Genomic DNA, 26988 nt, shown 5'->3' with positions numbered 1-26988 from the left:
CAAACCGCCGACGTTGCAGGGAGGGCCCCGTAGCCGATCTGCTGATCTCCCCAAAGGTCGGGGAGATGGCCGGCAAGCCAGAGGCGGGCGCTGTCCTGCCGACAATTCAGACGATCGAAGAGGTGCTAGTTCGGTGTTTTGACTTGCGTTCGATCCACCAGTCGTTCTGCCAATCTTCATAGCCGAGAAGCGAGCCCTCCATCCGCTCGAGAGATTCGTTCCAGCCGGTTTTGGCGAACACTTTCGATAATAACAGCAGAAACGCGTCTATCCGCCACTCCTCCCCGGGGAGTGAGAAGAAGGCGCGCCGCCACCCTTGGAAGTCGGGGAAACGGGCGTGCTCGGCTTCGGTAAAGGGAGTATCGATGACATGACGCACCAACCGGCCCGAGCGCACAAACGGGTCGAAGCGAGCCAACGTTTCCGACAGCCATTCCGCCGGATAAGCGTCATGGAAGACTGCCAGCGGCTTGCGACCTTCCAGCATCAGCGGCAGCTCGAAATTCGTATGAACGAGATACGGGACCTCACGGATTGGATGCCAGGACTCGATGCGGTTGAGCCTTCGATCAAGCTCGCGAGGTGGAATGCATATCGCGCCAAGTCGCTCGAGGTCGTCCGGGTCCAAATGCCATGAACCGGATAGCTGTGGACTGTCGCACGCCAGAACCGCGCGAAGCTCTTCCAGGTCTGAGACGCGAATTCGGGCTTCGGCGACCGCCGAACCGGTCGCAGGATCGATCTCCTGCAGGACAAAATAGATGGATTCGGCAGTGTTGCTCACATGGTGACGATGGCTGCTTGGACAATACTTGTACAGGCTTTCTTCAGACAGGCCACATTCCTTCGCTTGCCCCTCTGCCCTGTTGGGCATCTCCCGCAGTTGAGGGGAGGTTGGCTGTCGCGGGCGCTTTCCTCAATCTCCTATTTTGCTACTCCGGCGCGCCGGCGAACAGCACCTTGCCATCCCCGCCTGCCGCCGGCCAGTCGCGGATGGTGCGATCCATGCCGCCGGTCAAAAGCGTGCCGTCGGCGGCGAAGGCGACCGAGTAGATCGGCCCGGTGCCGGGGTCGAACTCGGCGATCTCGGCGCCCGTATCCATATTCCAGATCCGCGCCGTGCCGTCGAGCGAGGCGGAGCCGAGCCGTTTGCCGTCGGCCGATAAGGCGAGCGCATAGACGGTGCCGGAGTGGCCGTCGAAGCGGCGGACCTCCTTGAAGGTGTCGAGATCCCAGAGTTTTATCGTGTAGTCGCCGCTGCCGGTCACCGCATGGTGGCCGTCGGCCAGGAAGAGCGCGCCATAGGCGCCGCGATCGTGGCCGTGCCAGCTGCGCAGCTGCTTGCCCGCAGGGATGTCCCAGAGCTTCAGTTCGCCGTCGATGCTGCCGGTGAGCGCCCTGGCGCCGTCAGGCGAGATGGCGACGGAACTCACCGACCAATCGTGGCCCGGCAGGACATGCAGCACCGTGCCTTTCTGCAAATCCCAGACGACGACGGAACCGGTGTCGTGGCCGCTGACGGCGAGCTTGCCGTCGGGGCTGATCTTCAGTTGCCGGACGCCGCCGTTCGCTCCGGACGAGAAGACATGCAGCACTGTGCCATCGGAAAGCTGGCGCAGCACGATCTCGCCGTCGTCGCCGGCGGTGAGCGCGCTTCTGCCGTCGGGCATGAAGAGCGCGCTGCGCGCCATGTCCTTGTGGACGCCGAGGTCGCGGATCAGCCGCTTGCCGTCGATATCCCAGAGCTTGATCATGCGATCGGTGCTGGCGCTCATGATCTGGTGGCCGTCGGCCGACACCGCCAGCCAGACGACGGCATCGCGGTGGCCTTCCGGCGCGGTCGGCTGGGCTGGGGCGGTGGCCGAGGCGGCGCCAGCGTCTGCGGCGGCGTGGCCGGCGCCAGCGCGGTCTGCTGGGCCGGCGTTGTTGCAGGCTGCGCCGGTGCGGCGGGCTGCGGCGGAGCGACCGCCGGCTCGGACGGTGCGGCCGTGGGCGCCGGCGCGACAGGCGCGGAGGCCGGCTCGGTCTCAGGCTCCGCCGGAGCGACGGCGACTTCCCTGGCCGGCGCGGCCGCATCGCCCTCTGTTTCCCGCCACCGGCCGAACTGGTCGGCAAGGATGACGACAAGGGCAATGAGCGGCACGGCAAGCGCGATGCGGCGCAGCCGCGGGCGCCCGGCCGGCACGGTCGCAGCGTCGCGGCCGAACAGCGGCGCCGAAGGCTGATGCCTTGGCGCGCCCGGCAGCAGGCCGGCAAGGAGCGAAAGCCCGGCGAGAATCGAAAGCATGCCCGCCGCGCCGAAGATCCCGGCGCTCGCCGCGGCCGGGGGCGTGCCCCCCAGCGCCAGATAAAGCTTGGCGAAGCAGGCGAAGCCGACGACGAGCATCGCCAGCGCCAACAGCCTGTCGGTCGATCTTTTCATCGGCATCCCCCAGGCGCCTTCACTCCAACTGGCGGAAGGCGCATCGGCCATTCTAGCCGAGCTTTTCGCCGGGGCTAAGTGCAAGACATCACACGAAGAACGATAAACGTGCTTTGGCGCGGCGTGACTTCTTCAATCCCGCCGCCGGCCGAATTTCGGCTTTACTCATCCGGCCGGCCAATATCTCGATGCTCCGAACCGAAGCGTGATGTCTTTCGCTCCATAAACAAGCGGCACGTGGGCAGAAAGCCACACTCCCCAAGAATAACAAGCTCGACTACCCGCACTGGTTGACAGCAAACGCTCTTATGACATTATCCGCCCGGGATTTTCAGGAGAGCCACAGCATGAAGAAGATTTACGAGAAGCCTGTGTTGGTCCGCAAAGGCAAGCTTTCGATGGTCGTCGCGGGTTCGACACCGGTCCCGGGTTGATTCGGGGACAGCTCGATCAGCTTCATTGATGTTTGAGGCCAGCGGTCATCCTGGCTTGTTGCGTGACAAGGCGGCTGATTATCGTCTTGTCAGTTCGAATGGTTAACGGGGGTTCAATCATGAAGAAGACTTACGAGAAGCCTGTGTTGGTCCGCAAAGGCAAGCTTTCGACAATTGTCGCCGGCGGTCCTTCTACTGTTATCAATGGCGGCGGCGCGCCGAGCTGATCTGCCGGACAATCTGCTGTTGATGCCTGCCGATCCTGGCTCCTTCTTGCGATCCAGGAAATTCGGGGAACCGGCCATGAAGAAAGCATATGAGAGACCAAGGCTGGTCAAGAAGGGCAGGCTTTCGGCAGTCACCGCCAACGGCGCCACTTCGTTCACGTTCTAAGCATTACAGCGCGTTGCACCGAAATTCAGGCAACGCGCTCTAATTCTTCGTTTGATGCAGGTCTTTCTGCCGAAGCTGCGGCATCCTTTGGGCGACATAGTTCGTCTTTGCTTGACACATATCTCGCCCATAAGCCGTCGCCCTTTGGCCGACAGGGATCAGAGCGCCAGCACCAGATCGTCCAGCACCATCTGCCAGTGATGCTTGGTCGACAGACGCACGCGCGTCACCGCCTTCAGCATCGGCGCGTATTGAACCGGTGCCAGCGCCGATAGCGCGACCTCGTCGCGCGCGATCAACTCGTCCCCCAGCCAGCTTTCGACCCACGCGCTCTCCCCTTCCGAGCGCAGCCATGCGGCGCTCAGCATCACCGAATGGAAGCCGAAAGGCGCCGCACGGCCGAACTCTGCCGGATGGCCGCTGCTGGTATAGGCAATATAGGCGCCCGAGACGTTGCCGTTTACGTAGCCTTCGCTGTTCCTGGTGTGGTCACGCGACATGGCGTTGAGATTGTGCCAGTCGAGCCCGGCGTACCCGGAAGGGATCTTGCTCAGGCCGCGCGTGGTGAGGTCGTCGAAGCCGATGGTGCTGAGCGCCGCATCGGGCTGAAGCGCCCCGGGCGCTAGCAAGCCGAGATCGACCGGATAGGCCGACAGCGCGAGGCGCCGGTCGAGCCCGCCGCCGGCGATCACGACCTGATCGGCCTCGGCGGCGAGCGGGAAGCCGAAGGTGGTGGCCGCGCAGAGCGGGTAGCTTTCGAGCAGCTGGCCGTTGCCCATCACGGATAGGGTTGCCGTGGCCGCGGCCGGCGTCCTGCCGCTCACTATGCGCGCAGGGCTAAGGCCGACGGGCCTTGGCAGACCCTCCCCAGCCAAACCGACAAGCGAGCCGGGCGCATCCGTCACGCGCACAGACTGGTTCTCGTTGGCGCCGCTGGCGCGCCAGCCGGGCGGCACGGAGACCGAAAAGCGAAACGTTCCAGGCGAGCGGATCACGGCGCTGCGCCGCGTCGACGACATCGGGAAATTGGCAAAACCGGCAGCGTTGCTTCGCGCCGCGACGATGAAGCGGCCGGACTGGTCGAACAGCCGCACCACGATGCCGGCCATCGGGCGGTCGGCCTGACCATAGGTTCCGTCGCCGTCGACATCCATGAAGACGAAGGATGAAAAGTTCAGCTTGCCGGATGTCGGACCCCAGGCGGTGCGGGGTGCATAGTCGCCGGCCGGATTGGCACTGCCGCGCGCCCTGCGGCGCTTGCGCCGCCAGCGCAAAGCGAGCGCGATGAGGGCAATGGCGCCGGCGATGACAAGGACGGAGATAAAGAGGACGAGGGCGTTGTCAGCCACGGCGGGGAAGCGTTGGCTGGAGAAAAATACTCAAGCTGAAAAGCATAAGGTCCGCACCCCCTCGTAGTCCTGCAAAAGCTAACGCGAGCCGTCGTTGCTGCACAGACATTATTTGCGAGAGACTGGCATCAAACGTAGAGACGCCGGCGGACAGCGCCGCCTTTCCTTTTTTCCGTGGAGAAGGTCAGGTCGCCAGTTCCACCCACACCGGCGCGTGGTCGCTGGCGTTTTCCTCGCCCCGCACCTCCCGATCGATGCCCGCTCCTTTCAGCTTCCGCGCCAGCTTCTTCGACAACAGAATGTGGTCGAGCCGTAGGCCGGCGTCGCGCGGCCAGCGGTTCCGGCGGTAGTCCCAGAACGTGTAGAGCTTCTCCTCCTTCGGGAAGACCTTGCGCAGCGCATCCGTCCAGCCCTGATCGATCAGCGCCGCAAAGGCGGCGCGACTTTCAGGCTGCACCAGCGCGTTGTCGTCATAGGAGCGGGTGGCGTAGATGTCGCGCGGCTCGGGCACAACGTTGAAGTCGCCGGCAAGCACCACCGGCAGGCCGGTGTCGAACAATTCGCTTGCATGCGCCGCGAAGCGCTGGTGCCAGGCGAGCTTGTAGGTGAACTTAGGCCCGGGCTGCGGGTTGCCGTTCGGCGCGTAGAGGCAGGCAATCACGATGCCATTGACCGCCGCCTCGATGTAGCGCGCCTGGCGGTCGGCATCGTCGCCGGGCAGCGCGTCGCGTGTCAGCACCGGCTCGGCGCCGCGAGCCAGGATCGCGACGCCGTTCCAGGTCGGCTCGCCCTTCCACACCGCGCCATAGCCGGCCTTCGCCAGCCGGGTCAGCGGAAACTGCGTGTCGCGGGATTTCAGTTCCTGCAGGCAGACGACGTCGGGCTTGGCTTTGACGAGCCAAGCCAAAAAGTTTTCCAGCCGGCTGTTGATGTTGTTGATGTTGAAGGTGGCGAGTTTCATTTGCCGAAGACGCCTCTTCATTCGTCATCCTCGGGCTTGACCCGAGGATCCATGCCGTGACCATCGCCGTGGAACCCTGCGGGGGCAAAATTCTGAGCTGTTGCAATGCCAGCGTTACGGCATGGATCCTAGGTCTGCGCCGCGTCGCTTCGCTCCTTGCCTCGCCCTATGATGACGAAGCGAGAGGCGCCATCCGAGCTTTTATCGTCTCCGCCACCGTCTTCAGGTGATCCGCCACCGAAAAACCCGACACCGCCTTGCGCGGCTTGAGATCGTGGTCGCCGTCCTCCAGCCAGACCACCTCTATTGCCGCTGACAGGCCGTAAGTCGCGACCTCGTCCTTGGTGCCGAACTCGTCGCGCGTGCCCTGGAAGATCAGCGTCGGCGTCTTCAGGTCGGCAAGATGTTTTGTCCGCAGTTGCTCCGGCTTTCCGGGCGGATGGAAGGGGTAGCCCAGACAAACCAGCCCGGCGATCTCGCCCTTGGCAAACATCTCGTCGGCGACCATCGAGGCGACGCGCCCGCCCATCGACTTGCCGCCGATGATGAGCTTGCCGGTCACGCCTTTGGCGCGCAGATCGGCGATCGCCTTGACATATTCCGGGTTCACGGTCTCGGCGCGCGGCGGCGGCTTGCGATGGCCAAAACGGCGCGCAGCCATGTAGTGGAACTCGAAGCGCGCGACGCGGAAGCCGGCGGTGGCGAGAGCCTTGGCGGTGGCGGTCATCGAGGGAGAGTCCATCGCCGCACCCGCGCCGTGCGCGAGCAGGACGGTGACAGGGGCGGAGTCGGGGCCGTCGAAGAGGAAGTAGGTCATCGGGCGGGCTTCCTGGCAAGGCCGCACTCCGTCTCAAGCGCGAACATCTCGCTCACCGGCCATGTGCAAATCCACGAACTGGATTCCCTTCTGCGCCAATCTTGCCCATTCGGACTCCGCGTCGAGCTCCAGATAGCGCGCCCACAGCCGGCGGGCTTCGGCCAGATTGCCGGCGTCGAACTCCAGCCGGGCCAGATTGAAAACCGGGTCGGCATAGGCCTTGTCGAGCGCGATCGCCTTCTGCAGGTGCCGCCGCGCCGAGGCGACCTTGCCTTCGTCGCCCACCAAGCCGGCGAGGTTGAACCAGGCTTCGACGAAGCCTGGATCGAGCTTTATCGCGCGGGCATAATCATGCGCGGCTTCCGCTGCGCGGCCGGCGCCGCGCAGGCAATTGGCGCGATTGAAGGCGGCGATGGCATCTTTCGGATCGATCGCCATGCAGCGCTGGTAGAGCGTTGCGGCCTCGTCGTGCCGCCCCTCCTCTTCCGCGGCTTCCGCCTCGGCGAACAGCTCCTCCAGCGTGTCGTCTTCCGGTGAGCCGAGGTCGAACAGAAGCTGGCCGTCGAGCTCGCTGCGGCCCTCGTCGAGATAGATCGCGTCCGGCCGGCCATGCTGCGAACCGAGATTGAGCGACTTGGCAGTGAGCGAGGCGACCGGTCCGGAGCGATGCACCGAACGCGCGATCGCGCCCCACGTCGCGCCGCTGGCGATCAGCCCGGCATATTTTCTGGCCAGGATCAGGTCGCGGAATGAATAGGGTTCGCCGTCATGTTCGAAGGCGTCGAACAGCGACAGCATGTCGAGATCGCTGGCGGCAAGCCGCGACTGGTCGATCAGCGACTGCCGGGACAGCGACGACGCCTGAGGCGCCTTCAACAGACCGAGCAAGCGCAGGAAGCCGTTTTCGCTGACCAATTCGCGCCCGGCTTCGCGCTCGGCCTGAACGCGGCGCTCGATGTCGGCATCGCCCGTTCTTGCCGTGGCCGCCTTGGCCAGCAGCGTGCGGCCGAACACGACATGGGTGGTGCGACGGGTGACGCCGCGCCTCAATTCGGCATGGCGGCGCTCGACCTCGCGCGCGGCGAGCCTGAGCGGAAACGCGGCCAGCGGGCCGACGGCGCCGAACACGGCGCCGGGGAGGATCACCGGCCCTCCCGTCACTTCTTGCTCTTGCCGACGGCTTTCAACAGGTTCGCTTTCAGCGGGTTCTCAGGCGCGCCGCCGCCGGCGGCCGCCTTCTTGGCGGGCTTGGCCGGCGCCTCCTCGGCCTTGCTCTTCGACTTGGCCGGCGGCTTGGCCGACTGCGACAGGCTCGCTTTCAGCGCATCCATCAGGTTGATGACATTGCCGCGTTCGGGCGCCGCCGCGATGATCGGCTTGTGGCCTTTGAGCTTCTCGCGGATCATCCCCATCAGCGCCACTTCGTAGCGATCCTCGTAATTCTTCGGATCGAAATGAGTTTCCTTCTGCTTGATCAGCGCCTGGGCGAGATCGAGCATTTCCGGATCCGGCTTGCCGGCCGGGATGTTGCCGAAATATTCAGCCGTGCCGCGCACTTCGTTGGGGTTCCTCAAGGTGCAGACGAACATGCCGTTCTCGCGCGGGCCGATCGTCACCACGCGCTCGCGGCTGGAAAGGACCAGGCGGGCGATCGCCAGCTTGCCGGATTTGCGCATCGCTTCCCGCAGCACCGCGAAGGTCTCCTCGGCCATGGCGCCGTCCGGGGCAAGGTAATAGGGCGAGTCCTGGTAGATGACGTCGACCTCATTCTCGTCGACGAAGGCCTCGATGTTCATCGTGTGGTTGGATTCGATCCGGACCGCGTCGAGATCGGCATCATCGATGATGATGTACTGCTTGTCCTCATACTCGTAGCCCCTGACCAGGTCCGAGCGTTCGACCAGGCCGAGTTCGGGATCGACCGGCTTCATGTTGATGCGGTTGTGGGTCTTCTTGTGCAACTGGTTGAACGAGATGCGCTCGCTCGCGCTGGTGGCCGGATAAAGCCGGACCGGACAGCTGACGAGGCTGAGCTTGAGGTAACCTTTCCAACTTGCCCTGGGCGCCATGATGAACTCCTACGCGGCCATGCACTGACAGTTACTTTTTTGGAAGCATGATTTTAGCCGAACACCGGTCCGACTTTTCGCGATCATGCTCCCGGCGCTTCGTCCGAAGGACGGTTGGCGCTCCGGAAATCCTACACCGACCCTTGATGGTACATGCAAATTGCTGACGAAGTGTTCTTGGGCCGGTTGGCGCGAAGGATAATTCAAATTGTAGGAAGCGTCGATGGAGATGGATTGGGCTTGGGACTGGGCGAAAGTCTAGCAAGGAGCGAAGCGACGCACCCTAGGATGACGAGAAATGGGACGGCAGATCCCTGGCGGCCTCGTCGATCTCCGCCCATGGATCGCCCGAGGTCTCCAACAGTCCCGGCAGCGAGGCGTAGTTCAGATCCTCGGGCGCGTCGATCGCCTCCAGATCGGTCCAGCTCATCGGGGTTGAGGCCGGCAGGTTGGTGCGGGCGCGCAGCGAATAGGGAGCGGCGGAGGTGTGGCCGCGGGCGTTCCGGTGGAAGTCGATGAAAATGCGCTTCTTGCGGTTTTCCTTGCCCATGACTGTGACGAAAGTGTCGGGCGCGCTTGCCGCGAGCAAAGTGGAAATGGTGCTCGAGGCCTGGTGCAGTTTCTTCCAGTTCTGCTTGCGCGTCACCGGCACGGTGATGTGGATGCCCTTGCCGCCGGAGGTCTTTGCAAACGGCACCAGGCCGAGGCTCTCCAACCCGCCCTTGATGTGGACGGTCGCCTCGACCACCTCGCGCCAGGAAATCCCCTCGCCCGGGTCGAGGTCGAAGACGATCTGGTCGGGCCTGTCGAGCTTGGTGCGCTGCGTGCCCCAGGTGTGGAACTCGACGACGCCGAACTGCGCCAGCGCCAGATAGCCCTTGGCGTCCTCGACCGAGAGGTAGGTCTTGGTCTCGCCTTCCGAACTGATGCTCTCGAACACCGCCACCGAGGGCGGCATGCCGGTGAAGGCGTGGCGCTGGAAGAAGCAGTCCTGCGGCCGTCCCGTCGGGCAGCGCACCAGCGACACCGGGCGGCCGATGATGTGCGGCAGCATGAAATCGCCGACCAGCGCGTAATAGACGGCAATGTCGAGCTTGGTCGGCCCGGTCTTGCCGAACAGCCGCCGCTCCGGATTGGTGACCCAGATGGTGGCGAGGTCGGACTCGGCGATCAGCCGCTTGCGCTTGACCGCAACCGGCGTCGTCAGGCCGCCGACATCGCGCAGGCCGCGGAAGACGCCGTGGCGGATCGCATTGTCGGCGGTGCGGTTCGAATAGCGGACGCGTGCCGACAGCAGCGGCTTCACCCAATGCATCTCGCGCATGATCTCGCGCGGCACGCCTTCGGGCGGCGTGGCGCCGGCGGTCAGCCGCTCCAGCCGGGTCAGCAGGTCGGTCGCCATGTCGCGGTCGAAGCCGGTGCCGACCTTGCCGCGATAGTGCAATTCGCCGTCGACGAACTCGGCCATGCCGAGCGCCGCAAGCCCTTCCGCCCGGTCGGAGACGGTGTAGCCGGCGATGACGAAATCATCCGTCTTTTGCGCCTTGACTTTGGTCCAGCTCTTGGTGCGGCCGCTCATGTAGATGGCATCGGCGCGCTTGGAGACGACGCCTTCCAGCCCAAGGTCCGAGGCCTGGTCGTAAAGCCCGCGGCCATCGCCCTCGACGTGGTCGCTGTACTGGATGGCGGAGTTGGCCGCCTGGCCGGCGAGCAGTTCGGCAAGCAGCGCCTTACGCTTCTGCAGCGGCGCCCTGCGCAGGTCCCAGCCATCGAGATGCAGGAGATCGAAGGCGTAGAAATGCAGCTTCGAGCCGGCGCCCTGGGCCAGCGCGTCCTGCAGCAGCGCGAAGCGCGAGATGCCCTTGTCGTCCAGCACCATGATCTCGCCGTCGATGATCGCCCGGCTGACCGGCAGGCGCGAAAAGGCTTGCGAGAGGTCGCCGTAGCGCTTGGTCCAGTCGAGGCCGCCACGGGTGATCAGCCGCACATGCCCGTCCACGACATGCGCCATGGTGCGGTAGCCGTCGAATTTGATCTCGTGCAGCCAGAGCGTGCCGGTGTCCTCGCCACCGGGCGGCTCGCTCACCTGCGCGGCGAGCTGCGGCTCGATGCGGCTTGGCGGGTCTGCCTTGACCGCGCCGGGCAGCGCGCCGGGTTTCAGCGAGCCAGGTTTCGGCGGCAGGCGCTGCGGCTTTTTCGGCGGCGCGGCCAGTTCCTCGATGCGCCGGCCCGACTTGACGCTTTCCGGCCGCGCTTCGAGAATGTCGAGCTCGGTGTCGGAGGCGAGATCGCGCTCCTTGAAAAGCAGCCAATTCTTCTTGTTCTCGTCCTCGCCGGGCTTGGGCTTCAGCCGGGTCAGCATCCAGCCGCCATTGAGCTTCTGGCCGGCGAGCCGGAACTTGAAGGCGCCGGTGCGCAGGCTTTTGTCCACATCCTCCATCGGCGCCCAGGTGCCAGTGTCCCAGACGATCATCGGCCCGCCGCCATACTCGCCCTCGGGGATGACGCCCTCGAAGTCGATATATTCGATCGGGTGATCCTCGGTCTCGACCGCGAGGCGCTTGTCGGCCGGGTTGAGCGAGGGGCCGCGCGGCACCGCCCAGCTCTTCAGCACGCCGCCGACTTCGAGGCGCAGATCGTAATGATCGGCGGTGGCGTGGTGCTTGTGGATAACGAAGCGGTTGCTGACTTCGCCTGCCGTGCCGCCCGCCGGTTCTGGGGTGCGGGAGAATTCGCGCTTGGCGCGGTAGGTTTTGAGTTGGGGAGCCGGCATGGGTTAGGTGCCGAAGCGCGTAGCCGACAGTGGCAAGGGCTGCGATCCTTCGCGCCCCCGAGCCCGCGCGGTCGTCATCCTCGGGCTTGACCCGAGGATCCATGCGGTGATCTTTACCGCGGAGTGCAGCCGAGCAGAACTTGGACCGTCGTGACGCGTCCACGTCACGGCATGGATCCCAGGGTCTCCGCGACGTCGCTTCGCTCCTGCTCCGCCCTGGGATGACGAAGGCACTACACTCAATCGTCGGTCGCCGGCGTCAATTCCAGCTCGGCCGGCGTCAGACCCTGCCGCAGCTGCGAGAGCCGGAACTCGTCGACCCAATAGGCTTCACCGTCGACCAGCACACGGGCGCTGTAAGTGCCGCCGGAAAAGCTCTGCGCGGTGACATAGACCTTGTGGCGGTCGAGCGCCTTCTTCACCGCGGCGCGGCGGGAATTTTCTCTGGCGACGGGACTGGCCATGGCTCACTCTGTACACGCTGGCGCTGAACAGTCTCTAAGGATGAATGAGAGCGGGGGGCGAGTCAATTTGGCGGGGCGACCGGAGCGCCAATCTCCCGTCAAGCGGGGGAGACGGCGGCAGGCTAAGACCAGAGAGGCACGCAAGGGAACGAGGCGTTTGAGCCAATAAGGGCCGCCGCTTTGCTGCTATGGATTTCCGAACAAAAAACTACGATGCGCCGGCGGGACAGCGCCAACCTCTGCCCTGCCGGCATCTCCCCCACAACGAGGGGGAGATTGGCTGTCGCGAGCGCCGCGCCCTATCTTGGAGTGCAACGAGGGAAGCAACATGTCCCACATCCGGGCGATGACGAAGAACGATCTGCCAGCCGTCTCGCGGCTGCTGGGAGGATCCTGGCGGCGGACCTATTCGCCGATCATGGGTGAGGAAACCGTGGCCCGGCTCTCCGACGAAAAACATGCGCCCGACAAGCTCGCCGAAGAGCTCGCCGACGACAACAAGATGTCGTTCGTGGCCGAGCGGATCGACGGCTCGATCGCCGGGTATGCGATGGCGGCGATGGACGAGAGGGGCGATGTCATGCTCGACCGGCTGCATGTCGAGCCGGAAGAGTTCGGCAGCGGCCTCGCCGTCGACCTCTTGCACGCGGTGCTTGCAGCCCATGCCGGCATTCCAAGCATCGCGCTGGAGGTGATCGAGGGCAATGAGCGGGCGATCGCCTTCTACCGCAAGCACGGCTTCGAGTTGGTCGAGCGCCGGCCGGCCGCGCATGGCGTCGGCGGCCATGCCTCGCTGATCATGCGCAGGATGCTGCCGATGGCTTGAGGCCGCGCTGGACGCATCGCCTCCCGGCCTGTAGTTTCGCGGCTGCTAATTTCTTACCGGAGACAGATGGATGAGCCTGGGCAAGAAGAAACTCGGCAGCCAGGGGCTCGTCGTCTCTTCCATCGGCCTCGGCTGCATGGGTATGAGCCAATCCTACGGCCCGGCCGATGAAGCGGAGTCGATCGCGACGATCCACCGGGCGATCGAGCTTGGCTGCACCTTCCTCGACACGGCCGAGGTCTACGGGCCTTTCATCAACGAGGAGCTGCTTGGACGCGCGCTGAAGGGCCGGCGCGACGAGGTGACGATCGCGACAAAATTCGGCTTCCGCATCGTCGACGGCAAGCAGGATGGCACCGGGCGTGACAGCCGGCCGGAGCATATCCGCGACGTGGTCGAGGCTTCGCTCATGCGGCTCGCGACCGACCGCATCGACCTGCTCTACCAGCACCGCGTCGATCCTGATGTGCCGATGGAGGATGTCGCGGGCGCAGTCGGCGAGCTGGTTGCGGAGGGCAAGGTGCGCTTCTTCGGCCTGTCGGAGGCGGGAATTTCCAACATTCGCCGCGCCCATGCCGTGCACCCGGTCTCGGCGCTGCAGAGCGAATATTCGCTGTGGGAGCGCAACCTCGAGCCCGAGATCATCCCGGCGCTTGCGGAATTGGGCATCGGCCTGGTGCCGTTCGCGCCGCTCGGCCGCGGTTTTCTCGCCGGCGACGTCAAGCGGGCGGAAGACTATCCCGAAGGCGATTTCCGGCGCGGCGACCCGCGCTACCAGGGTGAGAATTTCGACGCCAATGTCGCCGCGGCCGCCACGGTCCGCGAGATCGCCGTCGCCAAGGGGGTCAAACCCGGCCAGGTGGCGATCGCCTGGCTGCTGGCCAAGGGGCCGGAATTCGGCATCGACATCGTGCCGATCCCCGGCACCAAGCGACGGACTTATCTGGAGGAGAATGTCGCCGCCGCCGGCATCAAGCTCGATGCCACCGAGATGTTGGGGCTCGACATGGCGCTGACGCCTGAGAAGGTATCGGGGCCGCGGTATAACGAGCGGACGATGTCGATGGTGGATCGGTAGGGGTGAGGTAATCTCCCCGCTCTGGGGCCCTCAAGGGGGAGATCAGCTCGGTCGATCCTACTGCTTATTGCAATCCGCCAGCGCCGCCATCGCCTTCTTGGCCTCGGCCTCGCTGGCGTATCTCTTCTTGCCCAGATCGACGACCAGCGTTCCGTCGGGCTTCTTCGGCACGATCTCGCACTGTTTCGAAACGGCGTCCCTGGCGACCCACCATTCCTCGGCCGCGACAGCAGGCAGGCTGGCAATGCCGGTAGAGAGGATAGCGATAGCGATGGTGCGAACCATTCCTGGCCTCCATTGTCGGTTTGCTGGAAAACAGGCCGGCGCTGCCGGCGCCGTTCGTCGACGGAACAGCACACTGCCTTGGGCAAACGCCCTCCCGGGCCTTCTGTTCCGGCGGTCGGCCATGATCTCGGGAGTCACACGCCCGCATGCTGGCGTCCAATCTAACTTTTTGTGAGGATATCGGCGCTAACCTTCGCGCGAGGCAACCAGAGGTTTCACGTGCACGCCCTCGTCGACGATTTTTCCGAGTACCATGTCCCGCCGCGACGCATCCTGATGCACCATCCGCGGCATGGTTCATCGCTGAAGATGCTGTCGCAGGAGCGGCTGGTCGAATTGAACTTCCTCGACCTGCCGCATGTCGAGGAATTCTATGCCGAGTACGATGCCTTCGCCGCGTTGGTCGCAAACCATGTCGAGACCCTCTACCTCGAGGACGTGCTCGGCGATCACGTGCCGTACCGATCCGAGTCATCCGTCAACCCCAACCTGATCTTCATGCGCGACAGTTCAGTGACCCTGCCTTGGGCGCCGACGAAATTCATACCCACACGCCCTGCTCTGCCCAGCCGGGCTGCCGAGGCCGGGATCGTCAGCCATGCGCTGAAGCGGCTCGGCATGGCCCCGCTCACGCATCTGGAGAACGACGAATATCTTGAAGGCGGCGACGTCCTTCCGGTGACGTTCGACGAGCGCCGCGTGCTGCTCGTCGGCTTCGGCGTCAGGACGACCAAGGCGGCAGCTATCAAACTTGCGCTCGATCTCATCCCCGACCATGTCGACTACATCATCGGCCTCTCGCACGATCCGGCGTTGCTGCATCTCGACACCGGCTTCACCGTGCTGCCCAACAAGGTGATCCTGGCCGCCGCGGGCATGTTCGGCGCCGGCTTCCTGATCGATGAGAACCGGCGGCTCAACCCCGTCAATCCGCTCGCCTATGCCGAAGCGCTCGGTTGCTCAATCGTGCGCTGCGACAAGGCCGACGCCATCGCCCATGAACGCTGCAACCTCCTGCCGCTGGGCAACCGCCGCTACCTCGCGTTCGACATGCCGGCAGAACTCAAGGCAACGCTGGAGCAGGCGGCAGGCGTGACCATCGAGCGAGTCAAGGGCACCGAGATCGCCAAGGCCACCGGCGGTGTGCACTGCCTGACGAGGCCGCTTTACTGCTGACGCCGGCGCGGCTCGGACCTTGAATCATCGCGCGGCTCGCAACGACTGTTTTGTCCTTTTCCGATGAAACCGCTGTGCGGCTTCGACGAACCCGGCAGCCGAGACAGCTGCCCGGCGACGACTGCCAGGCTCTCAAAGCTTGTCGTATTTGATGTTCGAGGCGACGTACTCGTTCTTGAGTCGGCGTTGGCCGCCTTCGAACGGTCCGGTGTTGAAGGCGAACACCCTGAGCTCGGGCATGTTGTCGGCAGTGGCCGTCCGCTTCCAGGCGTTGAGAAAATCGCCGTTCATGGCGGCCAGCTTCTCGAACACCGTCTCCTGCAACATCTCGGCGGGAAACGGCAGCGTCGCGCCCTCCACCAGTTCGACCGCCACCTCCATGCGCTTGTTGTGCGCGGCGTCTTCGTAGGAAATGAGGCGAAAGGTCGACAGTACCGGCGCCAGCACGTCGAGGCCGAACAGGATCTCTCGCAGGCTGTCCGGCGTGACCTTGGCTCCGTAATACTCGATCGACATATCGGAGCGGCCGTAGATGAACAAAAGCGGCAGGTCGAGGATACGGCCGCTGTTCTTCAAAATGCTGCTATGCCCGGCTTCGCGCAGGATGCGCTTCAACTCGCTGAAGCGCAGCACGTGGCCGCGATCGTGGATGTTATAGCGGATCTTGGGCGAGATGTTGTAAGGCCGAGAAATGGTTGCCACCAATTCGCCCTTGGCGTTCTCCTCCAGGTAGTAGGCCAGCGGATTGTACTGGAAGATCATCGGCGTGACGCCGTATTCCGTCCGCACGATGGCCTTGCGCAGCCGCTCGTCGCCGAGCAGCGCGCGGCGCAGGTTGATGGTGAGTTCGCTTTCGAGCGCCAGGTTGACCTCAAGATCGGAGGCGCCGTAGCTGCCGATCACACGCCGGAATTTCTTCAAGAGATAGCCACGGAGGCTCTCCGAGACGCCTTCGCCGCCGAAGGCCGCATCGATGGTATATTTCGACCAGTCCAAACGCGGGTCGTCGACCAGCGTCTTCAGGAACGGCGGATAGCCCATCACAACATAGCGGAAGCGCGGCCCGAACTCGTTTATGGTGTTGACGATCTTATCGAGGTTCGGCCCCGTCGATTTCAGGATTGTCGTCTCGGTCAGCGAGATCGCCACATTCATCCCTGTCGCCCACGCGCCGAGCGCGAACGCATTGAGGATGAACAGGGTCTCGTCCTCGCCGGTGATGCGCAGGAACGTCATCTGCATCATCTGCTTGGTGATCATCCGCTCGGTCTTGCCGCGCACCCAGCTGGTCGGCATGCCACTGCTGCCGGAGGACTCGTCGACCATCACGCCCATCGACGGCAGCTTGCCATCCAGCAGACGTTCCTCCTGCGAATACTTCTTGACGTACGATTCCTTGTCCATCTCCGGAATGGAAGTGAGGTCGGGCTTCGTCACATGATCGAGCATGATCTCGGGCTTGCCGCCGAGCCGGTCGATATAGTCGCGATAGGCCGGAACCCGCCTGTAGGCATGATAGAAATTCGCCCAGGCGCGCCACGCGCCGATGCCCCAGCGCAGCCGCTCGAAGCCGGGAATGAGCAATATCTTGTAAGCATGCCGCGAAGACGCGAATGCCCGCTCGACGACGTTGACCAGCGCGACAAGCGCAAGGAAAAAGGGCCGTACCGCCCGCTTGATCAGCCGCATAGGATGATGTCCTCGTAGGGGAGCCGATAGCTCAGCGGCGGCGGCTGGCTCTTGCCCAGCCGGAGCAGCAGCCAGACCATGTCGGCGCCTCCCTTTTCGTCCGGCATCCTGAAATAGCCGATCATGTTGGTGCACGCCTCGTCTGAGGTGATGACCGAGCCATAAGGCTGCCAGTAATAGCCATGGCGAGTAACGATGAGCCACAGCCGGAACATGGTCGTGCCGGCACGAAACCAGTCTTCCATGGTGACGTAAGGACCGCGCAGCCAGCCGATGGTGCCGACGCCCTTCATGCTGCGGCCGTAGATGAGGCCCACGAGGCTCTTGATGCCGGGCAGGGTCCAGAAGCCAGGCCTGGTGAAGAAGCTTTTGAGCAGAAACGCCGAGAAGCCGAGGCAGCGCGCCGAGAGGCCGTCGCCGGTGATGTCTTCCTCGCGCGTGCCGAAACGCAGCCACCGCACCAGCTCCTTGCGGATGGGCACGTTCTCCATGTCGTGGAAAAGCGCCTGGCGATTGAGCTCGATCACCCAGTCGATCGCCTCGGCGTCGTTGCGCGCCTCGAAGCGATGGCCGGTTCGAAGGGCTTCGGCCTGCATCTCGCCAAGCAGCGTCTGCGGGATCGCGCGACCGTCATAGGGAAGCCGGGAGGTGTGGCGGTCGAGGATCAGCCGGGGATCGAAATCCGCAATCGGCGCGATCGCCGGGCGCAGCGTCAGCCTCGATATGACCTGGGGCGTCTGGGTGTCGCCACCCTTGTACATCGGAGAGAAGTCGGTTGCGCAGTCGAGCTCGAAGCCCAGGCCATGCGCTGCGATTGAACATATCTCGGCAAAGATGCCAGCGGTGAGCCAAGTGAAGCGGCCCTCCGGGTCGGCCACATAAAGTCCACGCCGCGGCAGGAACACGATCTCCGCCTCGCGATCGTTTAGGATACGGAGCCGGAAAGGCTGCGTGTTGTGCGGGCTGGGGCAGCTCACCGCATAGCGGGCAATCTTCCGCCATTGTTCCGATGACTTCGCGTCGTCTTCCTGCACGCTATTGCGCTCCGCCAATTTCGACCAGGCAATAGCAAACAAACAATACGAGAGGGTAAGTTCAAATGGCTAATGAATACTTTTGAAACACCCTACATCATTCCGGGGCAGCGCCTGACAAGCGGCACCCCGTTTCGTGCCCATCAACCGCCCGAATGCGGGTCGATGCTGTAGGGATGGACGGGGTAGCCTGAGCCGATCGTCCCGCTCACCCGATCGATCCAGGCGCTGACCGCCGGATAGTCGGCAAGCGAAAAGCCGCAATCCTCGGCGCGATGGCCGTAGGCATAGACGGCGATGTCGGCGATGGTGAGTGAGCCGCCGACAAGGAACGGCGTGTCCTGCAGGCCGCGCTCGAGAGCGTCAAGCGCGCGGGCGCCCGCCTCACGCTTGCCGGCCACCAGCGGCTGATTGCGCTCCAGCCGCCCGGTCAGCGACCAGAAGCGCAGCGAGCCGATGACCGGCTCGACATAGTACTGCTCGAAGAACAGCCACTGCATGGCCTTGGCGCGCGCGAGCCTGTCCGCCGGCAGGTAGGGCGTCCCCTCCGCGACGCAGGCGAGGATGGCGTTGGATTCGGCGATCGCCGCACCATTCTCCACGGCGAGCACGGGAACGGCGCCGGCCGGATTGAGTTTCAGGAAGGCTTCCGTGCGGCTCTCGCCCTCGAAGATCGAGACAATGCGGGTTTCATAAGCGATGCCGAGCAGGCCGAGCAGGACACGAACCTTCCAGGCATTTTGCGACGGCAGATAATCGTAGAGCGTGAGCATGGCTGGGCCCCTCCTTGGCCAGGCTGGCTTCGCATGGGGCATGCGCGGACGCCACCCGATTTATGCGTGATCTCCCCGCCTTGAGGGCCCGCAAGGGGGAGATGTCGCCGAAGGCGACAGAGGGGGTCGTCTCCCGTAAACCGCCAGCGTCGTGTTCGCGGCGGACCGCGTAAGGCGCTGCGACCCCCTCTGGTCTTCCGACCATCTCCCCCTCAAGGGGGGAGATCGGCAGTTCCGCCACGCCTCACCCCGCAATATCCCTCGCCACCGCCTGCGCCTCGATGCCGATCTCGCGCAGCAGGCCGGTGACCGGATTGTAGAAGCCGACGAGGTAGACACCCAGCGCCGTCGCCCGTGGATTCACTCCACTCTTCCCCGGCCGCAGCTCCGCCGGCAGGATGCCGTCATAGCCAGGACGGTAGCCGGTGGCGAAGATTACGGCGTCGAAGTTTTGTTCCTGCCCGCCGGCGAATGTTGCGCCGTCCTCGGTGAAGCGGACGATATCGGGGAGAATGCCGATCCTGCCCGCCTTGATCGCCGCTACAGTGCCGACATCGATGACCGGAATGCGGCCGGCGTCGATCTGCTTGAGGATGCCTTCCTTCGGCCTGACGATGCCGTATCTCTCCAGCCTGCCCAGCGCAAGGTCGAGGATTTTCGGGAACATCCAGTCGTTCAGCGCCCGCGGCATCGGCCGGGTGGCGATGCCGACCATCTGGATCGGCACGCCGAAGAGCTGGCGCGGCACGATGTGGACGCCCTTGCGCACCGAGATCGTCGGATGCGCGCCGCTCTCGGCAAGATCGAGCGCGATCTCGGCGCCGGTGTTGCCCATGCCGACGACCAGCACGTTCTTGGCCGTATAGGTCGTGGCCTCGGTGTAGGCGGCGCTGTGCAGCACCTCTCCCTTGAAGGTTTCGATGCCGGCAAAGGCCGGCGTTATCGGCTCGGCATTGTTGCCGGTGGCGATCACGATCTTGCGGGCGTTGAAAGGACCGGCATCGGTCTCGACCACGACTTTTTCGCCCGCCCGGCGGATCGATTTCACCGTGACGCCGGAGCGCGGCTCCAGGCTGAAACGCGCGGCATAGGCATCGAGATAGGCGACCACCTTTTCACGCGGAACGTAGCGTGGGTGGCTTTTCGGGAACGGCAGGAAAGGCAGTGACGAGAAGGACTTCACCGTGTGTAGGTGCAGCCGCCGGTAATGCCGCCGCCAGGCCGGCGCCAGCTCGCTCGCCTTTTCGAGGATGATGAAATCGACTCCGGCCCGCTTCAGGCAGGCCCCGACAGCCAGCCCCGCCGGTCCCGCGCCGACAATGACGACATTGGTATCCAAGGCAGCTCCCTCCCCCAAGGCAGGAAGAAGCTATGCCCGAGGTGTCGGAGGAGCAAGTAGGGGAATCACCTAGACTTGCGGGACAGGGTGCACCGAGCGAAATCGGATGAATGGCCGAGCGAGGCGCCGGAGTCTTATCTCGCTCCTTATCGGGAAATGTCGCCGAAGGCGACGGAGGGATCGCTGCGCGTGAAGTGCCGGCGCGTTTGCGCGGAGGAATACAAAGTCGGCGATCTGCGTGAGACGACCCCTCAGGCGGCTTCGCGGCCATCTCCCCGTCGAGGGCCGTCGAGAGGCGAGATTCAGGACCGCGCTCTACTCCGTCCCGCTCGGCGCTTCGGCCTCGTCCTCGGGCGGCTCGAGAATCTCGATCAGCCGCGCTACCCTGGCGCCCGGCATCGCGCGACCCTCGTTCATCAGCGCCTCGTCGGCGCCGATCCAGGCGAAGGCCTCGCGCAATTCCTCGAGGCTGGCGCCGGTGAGCGCGACGTCGGCGATGACGGCCTCGTCGACAGGGCCAAGAACGGAAATGATCTCGTTGCGGGTCATCCTTGTCTCCCTGGGGCGGAACGATGACAAGGAAACGGCGGACGGGTGGAGCGGGTTCCGACGGCGCCGGCGCGTTGTCTCCGCCTTGCGGGAGAAAGCGCCGCGCCGTCTTTGCTCTTGCGCCGACAACCGCTATGCACGGAGGCTCGTCCCGGAATTCTGCCGAGTCATCATGAAATCCGTCTTGCTGCTTTCCGCCCTGCTCCTCTCCTCACCAGCCCTCGCCCAATGGAAGCCGAGCGAAAAGGTCGAGACCTATGCGATCTCAGGACAAAGCGTGGAGGCGCTCTATGTCTCGATCGGCGAGAAAGGCCCTGTGATCGGCAGGGACTCGGCCGGCAACGGGCGGCGGGCAATCGCGCAGACCAACTTCAAGCTGACCTGGCAGCGCGATTATCAGACCGAAGGCGGCGCCTGCGTGCTGAAGACCGCTCGCCCGAAGCTGATCATCACCTACACGTTGCCCAAGCCCGCCGCAAAACTTGGCCCCGCCGTGCAGGCGCGGTGGGACGCGTTTGCCGCCGGCCTCGCCGCACACGAGAAGGTCCACGGCGCCGGCATCGTCGACATGGTGGACAAGATCGTCGCCTTCAGCACCGGCCTCACCGTTGCCGACGACCCCGGCTGCACCAAGATCAGGGCGGAGCTGACGAATTATCTCGACCAGCTTTCCAAGGCGCAGCGCCGGGCCAGCCGCGACTTCGACAAGGTCGAGTTCGGTCCGGGCGGGAACTTGCAGAAGCTAATTGCGGCGTTTCTGATCGGCGGGTGAACACGGGCAAGGAGCGGCTGCGCCCTTCCCGCGGTGGCAGCAGGGCCACACCGGAAGCACTGCTATCAGCATTACCGCATCTCGAATGGCATAGCTGCCAATCCCGTCTGCGCGGAAACGGGAACTGTCGGCTCTTTCCCGGCCAGGTTGAAACACCTTAGTACTTGCTAATGCGCATTCAGCCTTCTTCGCCGACCTGATTAGTGGCCATCCGGCACAGCCCTGGATTGACTTAGCTCACGGCAGGCTGGCTCATTTGTCCTTTGAGACGAAAGTCTAAGGGCATGCGCCGCAGCTTTACAGGCGGGTTTGGTAGCGCTACCGTTTCACAGTCGCGTGACCCGGGGGGAGCTGGGGCAAACGTCGCCGACGCCAGTGGTGGATGCTTGCCGGCATCCGTTTCAGCCACACCTTGATTGGAAACGGCTCCCCGCGAAACCCGCAGGGACCATCGGGAGGAGTTCGATGGCGTCTGTCGCGATTGGCGATGTCTACAAGTCGTTCGGAGCCACCCAGATCCTGCACGGCGTCAGCGTCGATATAGAAGACGGCGAGTTCGTCACGCTGGTCGGGCCGTCGGGATGCGGAAAATCGACGCTTCTGCGGATGATTGCCGGGCTGGAAAAAATCTCCCGCGGCCATATTTCGATCGGCAGCCGTGTCGTCAACGATGTTGCGCCGAAGGAGCGCGACGTGGCCATGGTCTTCCAGAACTACGCGCTCTATCCGCACATGACCGTGGCCGAGAACATGGCGTTCTCGCTCATGCTGAAGGGAGTGGCCAAGGCGGAGAGCGATGCCGGGGTGAAGCGCGCGGCCGAGATCCTCGGGCTGGTGCCGCTTCTGTCGCGTTATCCGCGCCAGCTTTCGGGCGGCCAGCGGCAGCGCGTCGCCATGGGCCGGGCGATCGTGCGCAATCCGCAGGTGTTTTTGTTCGACGAGCCGCTCAGCAACCTTGACGCCAAGCTCAGGGTCCAGATGCGCGCCGAGATCAAGGAACTGCACCAGCGGCTGAAGACGACGACGATCTATGTCACGCACGACCAGATCGAGGCCATGACGATGGCCGACAAGATCGTCGTTATGCATGACGGCCTCGTCGAGCAGATCGGGCCGCCGCTCGAGCTCTACGACCGGCCGAACAACCTCTTCGTCGCGAGCTTCATCGGCTCGCCGGCCATGAACCTGCTCAAGGGCACATTCGCCAATGACGGCGCGCCGTCGTCGTTCCGGGGCGCGGGTGGCGTCTCCGTGCCTCTGTCGAAACCGCCCGCGATCGGCAACGGCGAAGCCGTCGTGCTCGGCGTTCGGCCCGAGCATCTGCGGCTGGCCGAGGACGGCATTCCGGTCACCGTGGTGGTGATCGAGCCGACCGGCTCGGAAGTGCAGATCATCGGCCGGACGGCCGGCGGAGAGGATATCGTCGCCAATTTCCGCGAACGCCATTCCTTCGCGCCGGGAGAAACCATCCGGCTGTCGGTGGAACCCGGCCCCATTCATCTGTTTCACGGCGAAACGGGCCAGCGGATCGAAGCGGCGCCATAGACCACGCAACGAGGAAACCCACAGGAGGAGACGAGCATGAAGTTCACCAGACGCGACGTGATCCGCACGACCGCCGGCGCGGCCGCCGGGGCCTTGGGCAGCCGCTTCGTCGGCTCGAGCGCCTTCGCCCAGGAGGGCCTCACCTACAAGCCGGAGGAAGGCGCCAAGCTCCGGCTGCTGCGCTGGTCGCCTTTCGTGCAGGGCGACGAGGACCAATGGCTGAAGAATACGAAGCGGTTCACCGAGGCGACGGGCGTGGAGGTGCGCGTCGACAAGGAGAGCTGGGAAGACATCCGGCCCAAGGCGGCCGTCGCCGCCAATGTCGGCTCCGGTCCCGACCTGATGTTCGTCTGGTTCGACGACCCGCACCAATATCCAGACAAGCTGCTCGACGTGACCGAACTCGGCGACTATCTCGGCAAGAAGTATGGCGGCTGGCACGACGGCCCGAAGCAGTATGCGACGCGCGAGGGCAAGTTCCTCGGCCTGCCGCTCGCCACCATCGGCAATGCCATCGTCTATCGCGAAAGCTGGGTGAAGGAGGCCGGCTTCTCGGAATTCCCGAAGGACACGGCGGGTTTCCTCGACCTGTGCAAGGCGCTGAAGGCAAAGGGCCATCCCGCCGGGTTCACCCATGGCCACGGCGTCGGCGACGGCAACAACTATGCGCATTGGCTGCTATGGAGCCATGGCGGCCAGATGGTCGACGAAGCCGGCAAGGTGACGATCAACAGCCCCGAGACGCTCAAGGCGATCCAGTATGCGCAGGAGCTCTACAAGACCTTCATCCCCGGCACGGAAAGCTGGCTCGACGTCAACAACAACCGCGCCTTCCTGGCCGGCGAAATAAGCGTGATCGCCAACGGCATCTCGGCCTACAACACCGCCAAGGTCAACAAGGACAATGACCCGAAGCTGGCCGAAATAGCCAAGGACATCCGCACCACCAATCTGCCGATCGGTCCGGTCGGGAAATCGGTCGAGCTGTTCCAGGTGACCACGGCCGTCATCTTCAACTACACGCCCTACCCCAACGCGGCCAAAGCCTATCTGCAGTTCATGTTCGAGGACCCGCAGATGTCGGACTGGATCACGTCGTCGGCCGGCTATTGCTGCCAGACGCTGAAGGCTTTCGACAACAATCCGGTGTGGAAGGCCGACCCGAACAACGCCGCTTACGCGAAAGCTTCGGCGACGCTGCGACCCAACGGCTATGCCGGGCCGCTCGGCTATGCCTCGGCCGCGACCATGGCCGACTATGTGCTGGTCGACATGTTCGCCAAGGCGGTGACAGGACAGGCGACACCGCAAGAGGCGATGGAAGAGGCCGAAAAGCGCGCCAACCGCTATTATCGCGTCTGATCCTGCCGGGCACCTGAAGCAAGGGTGGCCGCGTCGGGATCTTCCGGGGCACGGAAGGACCACGCGGCCACCACCACTCCACCGCATGTTGCGAGGAATTCGCGCCCATGGCCGTGCCATCCGTTGCCGTTCAGCGGCGTCCGTCGATGCTTTCGCGACTTGCCGAGAGCCGGAACACTCTTGGTCTCGGCTTCATGCTGCCGGCGGCGGCGCTGCTCCTGGTCTTTCTCACCTATCCGCTGGGACTCGGCGTCTGGCTTGGCTTCACCGACACGCGTATCGGCCGGCCCGGCATCTATATCGGCGTCGAGAACTATGAATATCTCTGGAGCGACAGCGTGTTCTGGCTGTCGGTCTTCAACACCGTGCTCTACACGGTCAGCGCTTCGATCCTGAAATTCGTGCTCGGCCTCTGGCTGGCTCTCATCCTCAACGAGAAGCTGCCTTTCAAGTCGTTCTTCCGCGCGGTGGTGCTGCTGCCCTGGGTGGTGCCGACGGTGCTGTCGGCCATCGCCTTCTGGTGGATCTACGATTCGCAGTTCTCGATCCTGTCCTGGGCGCTGCAGCAGATGGGCCTGATCGACCACCGCATCAACTTCCTCGGCGATCCAACCAACGCGCGCGCTTCGGTCATTGCGGCCAATGTCTGGCGCGGCATCCCGTTCGTCGCCATCACGCTGCTTGCCGGCCTGCAGACCATCCCGCAGTCGCTCTACGAAGCCGCCACGCTCGACGGCGCCAGCCGCTGGCAGTTGTTTCGCCATGTGACGCTGCCGCTTTTGACGCCGATCATCGCCATCACCATGACTTTCTCGGTGCTCTTCACCTTCACCGATTTCCAGCTGATCTATGTGCTGACCCGCGGCGGGCCGGTGAACGCCACCCACCTGATGGCGACATTGTCCTTCCAGCGCGGCATTGCCGGCGGCCAGCTCGGCGAAGGCGCGGCAATCGCCGTTGCCATGATCCCCTTCCTGCTGGCGGCGATCCTGTTCAGCTATTTCGGCCTGCAACGCCGCAGGTGGCAGCAAGGCGGCGGAGACTGACATGGCCGCGATCAGAGAAGTCGAGCGCCTGGACACCGACGAAGGCGGCATGGGCTACCTGCAGAGCCTGCCGCGCCGGGTGGTCACGGTCTATCTGCCGCTGCTGGTGTTTCTCATCGTGCTGCTGTTTCCATTCTACTGGATGACGATCACGGCGGTTAAGCCCAATGTCGAGATGACCGATTATGTGAACTACAATCCGTTCTGGGTCGTGCATCCGACGCTGGAGCACATACGCTATTTGCTCCTGGAGACCTCCTACCCCGGCTGGCTGCTCAACACGGTGATCATATCGACGGCGGCCACCTTCCTGTCGCTGGCGGCTGCGGTGCTCGCCGCCTACGCGATCGAGCGACTGCGGTTCTCAGGCGCCCGTCAGGTCGGCCTTGCCGTCTTCCTCGCCTATCTGGTGCCGCCTTCGATCCTGTTCATCCCGCTGTCGGTGATGGTGTTCAACCTCGGTCTCTACGACACGCCCTTCGCGCTGATCCTCACCTACCCGACCTTCCTGATTCCGTTCTGCACCTGGCTGTTGATGGGCTACTTCCGTTCGATCCCCTTCGAATTGGAGGAATGCGCGCTGATCGACGGCGCCACCCGCTGGCAGATCCTGACCAAGATCGTGCTGCCGCTGTCGGTGCCGGGCCTGATCTCTGCCGGCATCTTCGCCTTCACGCTGTCCTGGAACGAATTCATCTACGCGCTGACCTTCATCCAGTCGTCGGAGAAGAAGACGGTTCCGGTCGGCGTGCTCACCGAGCTCGTCCGCTCGGACGTCTATGAATGGGGAGCGCTGATGGCAGGCGCGCTGATCGGCTCGCTGCCAGTGGTGGTGCTTTATTCGTTCTTCGTCGAGCACTACGTCTCCTCGATGACGGGCGCGGTGAAGGAATAGCTTCCGCTTTGGCGGTCATGGCCATTGCACGAGGCACCCGCCGATCGATGGATTTTAGCGGATCGGCACCAGCATGGCCGCCTCGCGGATGACGCGGATGGCGTCCGGATTGGTGACGGGATAGCACCGGCCGCGATCGACAGCGGCGCCAAGCGGCATTTCGAGGAAACGAAGCTGCAACTCATCGCCGCCGGTTTCGAAGTCATGCCTGCCGATGCCCAGCCCCGATGCTCCGACGAGGTGGCGAGCAAGTAGCCGAGGGGGTTGTGCGTCGCGCTATCTCCCCCCTTGTGGGGGAGATAACGGCGCCCGCCGCCGCGCCAAAAACTGATCTCCACCGCCGGCGCACTACGCTTCGCCTCGCCATGAAACACCGCCTCGATGTTGCTGCCGTCGGGGTCGAGCAGGAAGGCGGCGTAGTAGCCGGGGTGGTAGGGACGCTCGCCCGGGGCGCCGTTGTCCTTGCCGCCGGCGGCAAGGCCCGCGTGGTAGAAGGCGTCGACCATGGCGCGGTCCTTGGCCTGGAAGGCGAGATGGTGACGGCCGGTGAGCACGCCCTGGGCCGCGCGGCTATCGGCGCTGGAAACGAACAGTTCGTCCGCCCAGAAATAATCCTCGGCCTCGCCGCCGATCGGGACGCCCAGCACCTCGAGCACCGCGCCGTAGAAACGCCGGCTCGCCTTGACGTCGCGCACTACCAGATGAAGGTGATCGATGAGCCGGCCGCGGTAGAGTTGCATGGCGTTTGCTTCCTCCCGATTGCTGCGGCTCAATCTAGAAGGGCCTGATGCGCGGTCAATGTGGGTGCGGAAGACTGCTGACAGTTAAAGAGGGTCGGCGCGAGGCACCCCCCTCTGTCCTACCGGACTGTCCGGCAGGACAGAAGGGGGTGTGAAGGAACGCCAGAATAAGGCGATCGGCCAACATCCCCCAAAAA

General features: G+C 64.2%; 26 protein-coding genes and 1 pseudogene. 10 read left to right on the top strand and 17 right to left on the bottom strand.

What is annotated here, in order from left to right:
- Window positions 1-106 precede the first annotated feature (106 nt).
- The 3 genes from CK221_RS14850 to CK221_RS30770 form a co-directional block, all read right to left on the bottom strand.
- Window positions 107-784 carry a hypothetical protein gene (locus CK221_RS14850; protein ID WP_095778249.1) on the bottom strand — a complete coding sequence of 226 codons (678 nt, stop codon included), beginning with the start codon at window positions 782-784 and terminating at the stop codon, window positions 107-109.
- A gap of 148 nt (window positions 785-932) precedes the next feature.
- The gene (locus tag CK221_RS30775; protein ID WP_245430646.1) at window positions 933-1799 is read right to left on the bottom strand and encodes a WD40 repeat domain-containing protein; all 867 of its coding nucleotides are present in this window, start codon (window positions 1797-1799) and stop codon (window positions 933-935) included.
- Window positions 1772-2422 carry a hypothetical protein gene (locus tag CK221_RS30770; protein WP_245430645.1) on the bottom strand — a complete coding sequence of 217 codons (651 nt, stop codon included), beginning with the start codon at window positions 2420-2422 and terminating at the stop codon, window positions 1772-1774. The genes CK221_RS30775 and CK221_RS30770 overlap by 28 nt, the downstream gene beginning before the upstream one ends.
- A 553-nt stretch (window positions 2423-2975) precedes the next feature.
- Between CK221_RS30770 and CK221_RS14835 the strand changes: the two genes are divergently transcribed.
- Together CK221_RS14835 and CK221_RS29785 are read left to right on the top strand one after the other, a co-directional pair.
- On the top strand, window positions 2976-3083 hold the full coding sequence (locus CK221_RS14835) for a hypothetical protein (RefSeq protein ID WP_095778248.1): 108 nt from the start codon (window positions 2976-2978) through the stop codon (window positions 3081-3083).
- Window positions 3084-3159: 76 nt separating this feature from the next.
- Window positions 3160-3249, top strand: a complete 90-nt coding sequence (locus CK221_RS29785) for a lasso RiPP family leader peptide-containing protein (RefSeq protein WP_143749041.1) — start codon at window positions 3160-3162, stop codon at window positions 3247-3249.
- A gap of 158 nt (window positions 3250-3407) precedes the next feature.
- On the opposite strand, the gene CK221_RS14825 is transcribed toward CK221_RS29785, so the two are convergent.
- From CK221_RS14825 to CK221_RS14795, 7 genes are all read right to left on the bottom strand, one after another.
- Window positions 3408-4598: a hypothetical protein gene (locus tag CK221_RS14825; protein WP_066998495.1), complete on the bottom strand. Its 1191-nt coding sequence runs from the start codon at window positions 4596-4598 to the stop codon at window positions 3408-3410.
- Window positions 4599-4782: 184 nt separating this feature from the next.
- Window positions 4783-5559: an exodeoxyribonuclease III gene (gene xth / locus CK221_RS14820; RefSeq protein ID WP_066998497.1), complete on the bottom strand. Its 777-nt coding sequence runs from the start codon at window positions 5557-5559 to the stop codon at window positions 4783-4785.
- Window positions 5560-5725: 166 nt separating this feature from the next.
- On the bottom strand, window positions 5726-6376 hold the full coding sequence (locus CK221_RS14815; protein WP_095778246.1) for an alpha/beta family hydrolase: 651 nt from the start codon (window positions 6374-6376) through the stop codon (window positions 5726-5728).
- 33 nt (window positions 6377-6409) lie between these two features.
- The gene (locus tag CK221_RS14810) at window positions 6410-7522 is read right to left on the bottom strand and encodes a tetratricopeptide repeat protein (protein ID WP_095778245.1); all 1113 of its coding nucleotides are present in this window, start codon (window positions 7520-7522) and stop codon (window positions 6410-6412) included.
- Between the two features lie 11 nt (window positions 7523-7533).
- The gene (locus CK221_RS14805; protein ID WP_095778244.1) at window positions 7534-8445 is read right to left on the bottom strand and encodes a Ku protein; all 912 of its coding nucleotides are present in this window, start codon (window positions 8443-8445) and stop codon (window positions 7534-7536) included.
- Between the two features lie 283 nt (window positions 8446-8728).
- Window positions 8729-11218 carry a DNA ligase D gene (gene ligD, locus CK221_RS14800; RefSeq protein ID WP_095778243.1) on the bottom strand — a complete coding sequence of 830 codons (2490 nt, stop codon included), beginning with the start codon at window positions 11216-11218 and terminating at the stop codon, window positions 8729-8731.
- Window positions 11219-11457: 239 nt separating this feature from the next.
- Window positions 11458-11682: a hypothetical protein gene (locus CK221_RS14795; RefSeq protein ID WP_066998505.1), complete on the bottom strand. Its 225-nt coding sequence runs from the start codon at window positions 11680-11682 to the stop codon at window positions 11458-11460.
- 328 nt (window positions 11683-12010) lie between these two features.
- On the opposite strand from CK221_RS14795, the gene CK221_RS14790 reads away from it, so the two are divergent.
- Window positions 12011-12508, top strand: a complete 498-nt coding sequence (locus CK221_RS14790) for an N-acetyltransferase (RefSeq protein WP_095778242.1) — start codon at window positions 12011-12013, stop codon at window positions 12506-12508.
- A 70-nt stretch (window positions 12509-12578) separates the two neighbouring features.
- Complete coding sequence (locus CK221_RS14785; protein ID WP_095778241.1) at window positions 12579-13586, top strand: aldo/keto reductase; 1008 nt, start codon at window positions 12579-12581, stop codon at window positions 13584-13586.
- Between the two features lie 57 nt (window positions 13587-13643).
- Here the strand turns inward: CK221_RS14785 and CK221_RS14780 are convergent, their stop codons facing one another.
- Complete coding sequence (locus CK221_RS14780) at window positions 13644-13871, bottom strand: hypothetical protein (protein ID WP_095778240.1); 228 nt, start codon at window positions 13869-13871, stop codon at window positions 13644-13646.
- 219 nt (window positions 13872-14090) lie between these two features.
- Here CK221_RS14780 and CK221_RS14775 point away from each other — a divergent pair, with 219 nt between their 5' ends.
- The gene (locus tag CK221_RS14775; RefSeq protein ID WP_095778239.1) at window positions 14091-15047 is read left to right on the top strand and encodes an arginine deiminase family protein; all 957 of its coding nucleotides are present in this window, start codon (window positions 14091-14093) and stop codon (window positions 15045-15047) included.
- A gap of 132 nt (window positions 15048-15179) precedes the next feature.
- Here the strand turns inward: CK221_RS14775 and CK221_RS14770 are convergent, their stop codons facing one another.
- The 5 genes from CK221_RS14770 to CK221_RS14750 form a co-directional block, all read right to left on the bottom strand.
- Window positions 15180-16736, bottom strand: coding sequence for a CoF synthetase (locus CK221_RS14770; protein ID WP_095778238.1), 1557 nt, complete (start codon window positions 16734-16736; stop codon window positions 15180-15182).
- A complete protein-coding gene (locus tag CK221_RS14765) occupies window positions 16727-17770 on the bottom strand; it encodes a hypothetical protein (protein WP_143749040.1) in 1044 nt (347 codons plus the stop codon). The genes CK221_RS14770 and CK221_RS14765 overlap by 10 nt, the downstream gene beginning before the upstream one ends.
- A 143-nt stretch (window positions 17771-17913) precedes the next feature.
- Window positions 17914-18543, bottom strand: a complete 630-nt coding sequence (locus CK221_RS14760; protein ID WP_095778236.1) for a glutathione S-transferase family protein — start codon at window positions 18541-18543, stop codon at window positions 17914-17916.
- A 244-nt stretch (window positions 18544-18787) separates the two neighbouring features.
- Window positions 18788-19882, bottom strand: a complete 1095-nt coding sequence (locus CK221_RS14755) for an NAD(P)/FAD-dependent oxidoreductase (protein ID WP_095778235.1) — start codon at window positions 19880-19882, stop codon at window positions 18788-18790.
- A gap of 315 nt (window positions 19883-20197) precedes the next feature.
- Entirely contained in the window at window positions 20198-20431 is a 234-nt protein-coding gene (locus CK221_RS14750; RefSeq protein ID WP_067001193.1) for a hypothetical protein, read from the bottom strand.
- A gap of 172 nt (window positions 20432-20603) precedes the next feature.
- Here CK221_RS14750 and CK221_RS14745 point away from each other — a divergent pair, with 172 nt between their 5' ends.
- The 5 genes from CK221_RS14745 (at window position 20604) to CK221_RS14725 (ending at window position 26051) form a co-directional block, all read left to right on the top strand.
- Window positions 20604-21203, top strand: coding sequence for a DUF922 domain-containing protein (locus CK221_RS14745; protein ID WP_095778234.1), 600 nt, complete (start codon window positions 20604-20606; stop codon window positions 21201-21203).
- Window positions 21204-21668: 465 nt separating this feature from the next.
- Window positions 21669-22748: a sn-glycerol-3-phosphate ABC transporter ATP-binding protein UgpC gene (ugpC, locus tag CK221_RS14740; protein ID WP_067001190.1), complete on the top strand. Its 1080-nt coding sequence runs from the start codon at window positions 21669-21671 to the stop codon at window positions 22746-22748.
- Between the two features lie 36 nt (window positions 22749-22784).
- Window positions 22785-24110, top strand: coding sequence for an ABC transporter substrate-binding protein (locus tag CK221_RS14735; RefSeq protein ID WP_095778233.1), 1326 nt, complete (start codon window positions 22785-22787; stop codon window positions 24108-24110).
- Window positions 24111-24217: 107 nt separating this feature from the next.
- A complete protein-coding gene (locus CK221_RS14730; protein WP_067001186.1) occupies window positions 24218-25156 on the top strand; it encodes a sugar ABC transporter permease in 939 nt (312 codons plus the stop codon).
- Window position 25157: 1 nt separating this feature from the next.
- The gene (locus CK221_RS14725) at window positions 25158-26051 is read left to right on the top strand and encodes a carbohydrate ABC transporter permease (protein ID WP_067001185.1); all 894 of its coding nucleotides are present in this window, start codon (window positions 25158-25160) and stop codon (window positions 26049-26051) included.
- Window positions 26052-26374: 323 nt separating this feature from the next.
- Here CK221_RS14725 and CK221_RS14720 read toward each other — a convergent pair.
- Window positions 26375-26791, bottom strand: a pseudogene (locus tag CK221_RS14720) (VOC family protein); the annotation flags it as partial.
- Window positions 26792-26988: the final 197 nt, after the last annotated feature.

The organism is Mesorhizobium sp. WSM3868 (genome assembly GCF_002294785.1).
Lineage (GTDB): Bacteria > Pseudomonadota > Alphaproteobacteria > Rhizobiales > Rhizobiaceae > Mesorhizobium.
The sequence above is the reverse complement of the archived record's forward strand: the minus strand, read 5'-3'. Positions and strand labels throughout refer to the sequence as shown.

What these genes read in the sequence shown, in the direction of transcription:
- ugpC (WP_067001190.1), top strand. Translation starts at nt 21,669, where the DNA reads ATGGCGTCTGTCGCGATTGGCGATGTCTACAAGTCGTTCGGAGCCACC.
- ligD (WP_095778243.1), bottom strand. Translation starts at nt 11,218, where the DNA reads ATGCCGGCTCCCCAACTCAAAACCTACCGCGCCAAGCGCGAATTCTCC.
- CK221_RS14725 (WP_067001185.1), top strand. Translation starts at nt 25,158, where the DNA reads ATGGCCGCGATCAGAGAAGTCGAGCGCCTGGACACCGACGAAGGCGGC.
- CK221_RS14780 (WP_095778240.1), bottom strand. Translation starts at nt 13,871, where the DNA reads ATGGTTCGCACCATCGCTATCGCTATCCTCTCTACCGGCATTGCCAGC.
- CK221_RS30770 (WP_245430645.1), bottom strand. Translation starts at nt 2,422, where the DNA reads ATGAAAAGATCGACCGACAGGCTGTTGGCGCTGGCGATGCTCGTCGTC.
- CK221_RS14815 (WP_095778246.1), bottom strand. Translation starts at nt 6,376, where the DNA reads ATGACCTACTTCCTCTTCGACGGCCCCGACTCCGCCCCTGTCACCGTC.
- CK221_RS14835 (WP_095778248.1), top strand. Translation starts at nt 2,976, where the DNA reads ATGAAGAAGACTTACGAGAAGCCTGTGTTGGTCCGCAAAGGCAAGCTT.
- CK221_RS14770 (WP_095778238.1), bottom strand. Translation starts at nt 16,736, where the DNA reads ATGCGGCTGATCAAGCGGGCGGTACGGCCCTTTTTCCTTGCGCTTGTC.
- CK221_RS14735 (WP_095778233.1), top strand. Translation starts at nt 22,785, where the DNA reads ATGAAGTTCACCAGACGCGACGTGATCCGCACGACCGCCGGCGCGGCC.
- CK221_RS14805 (WP_095778244.1), bottom strand. Translation starts at nt 8,445, where the DNA reads ATGGCGCCCAGGGCAAGTTGGAAAGGTTACCTCAAGCTCAGCCTCGTC.
- xth (WP_066998497.1), bottom strand. Translation starts at nt 5,559, where the DNA reads ATGAAACTCGCCACCTTCAACATCAACAACATCAACAGCCGGCTGGAA.
- CK221_RS29785 (WP_143749041.1), top strand. Translation starts at nt 3,160, where the DNA reads ATGAAGAAAGCATATGAGAGACCAAGGCTGGTCAAGAAGGGCAGGCTT.
- CK221_RS14745 (WP_095778234.1), top strand. Translation starts at nt 20,604, where the DNA reads ATGAAATCCGTCTTGCTGCTTTCCGCCCTGCTCCTCTCCTCACCAGCC.
- CK221_RS14750 (WP_067001193.1), bottom strand. Translation starts at nt 20,431, where the DNA reads ATGACCCGCAACGAGATCATTTCCGTTCTTGGCCCTGTCGACGAGGCC.
- CK221_RS14790 (WP_095778242.1), top strand. Translation starts at nt 12,011, where the DNA reads ATGTCCCACATCCGGGCGATGACGAAGAACGATCTGCCAGCCGTCTCG.
- CK221_RS14730 (WP_067001186.1), top strand. Translation starts at nt 24,218, where the DNA reads ATGGCCGTGCCATCCGTTGCCGTTCAGCGGCGTCCGTCGATGCTTTCG.
- CK221_RS14795 (WP_066998505.1), bottom strand. Translation starts at nt 11,682, where the DNA reads ATGGCCAGTCCCGTCGCCAGAGAAAATTCCCGCCGCGCCGCGGTGAAG.
- CK221_RS14785 (WP_095778241.1), top strand. Translation starts at nt 12,579, where the DNA reads ATGAGCCTGGGCAAGAAGAAACTCGGCAGCCAGGGGCTCGTCGTCTCT.
- CK221_RS14760 (WP_095778236.1), bottom strand. Translation starts at nt 18,543, where the DNA reads ATGCTCACGCTCTACGATTATCTGCCGTCGCAAAATGCCTGGAAGGTT.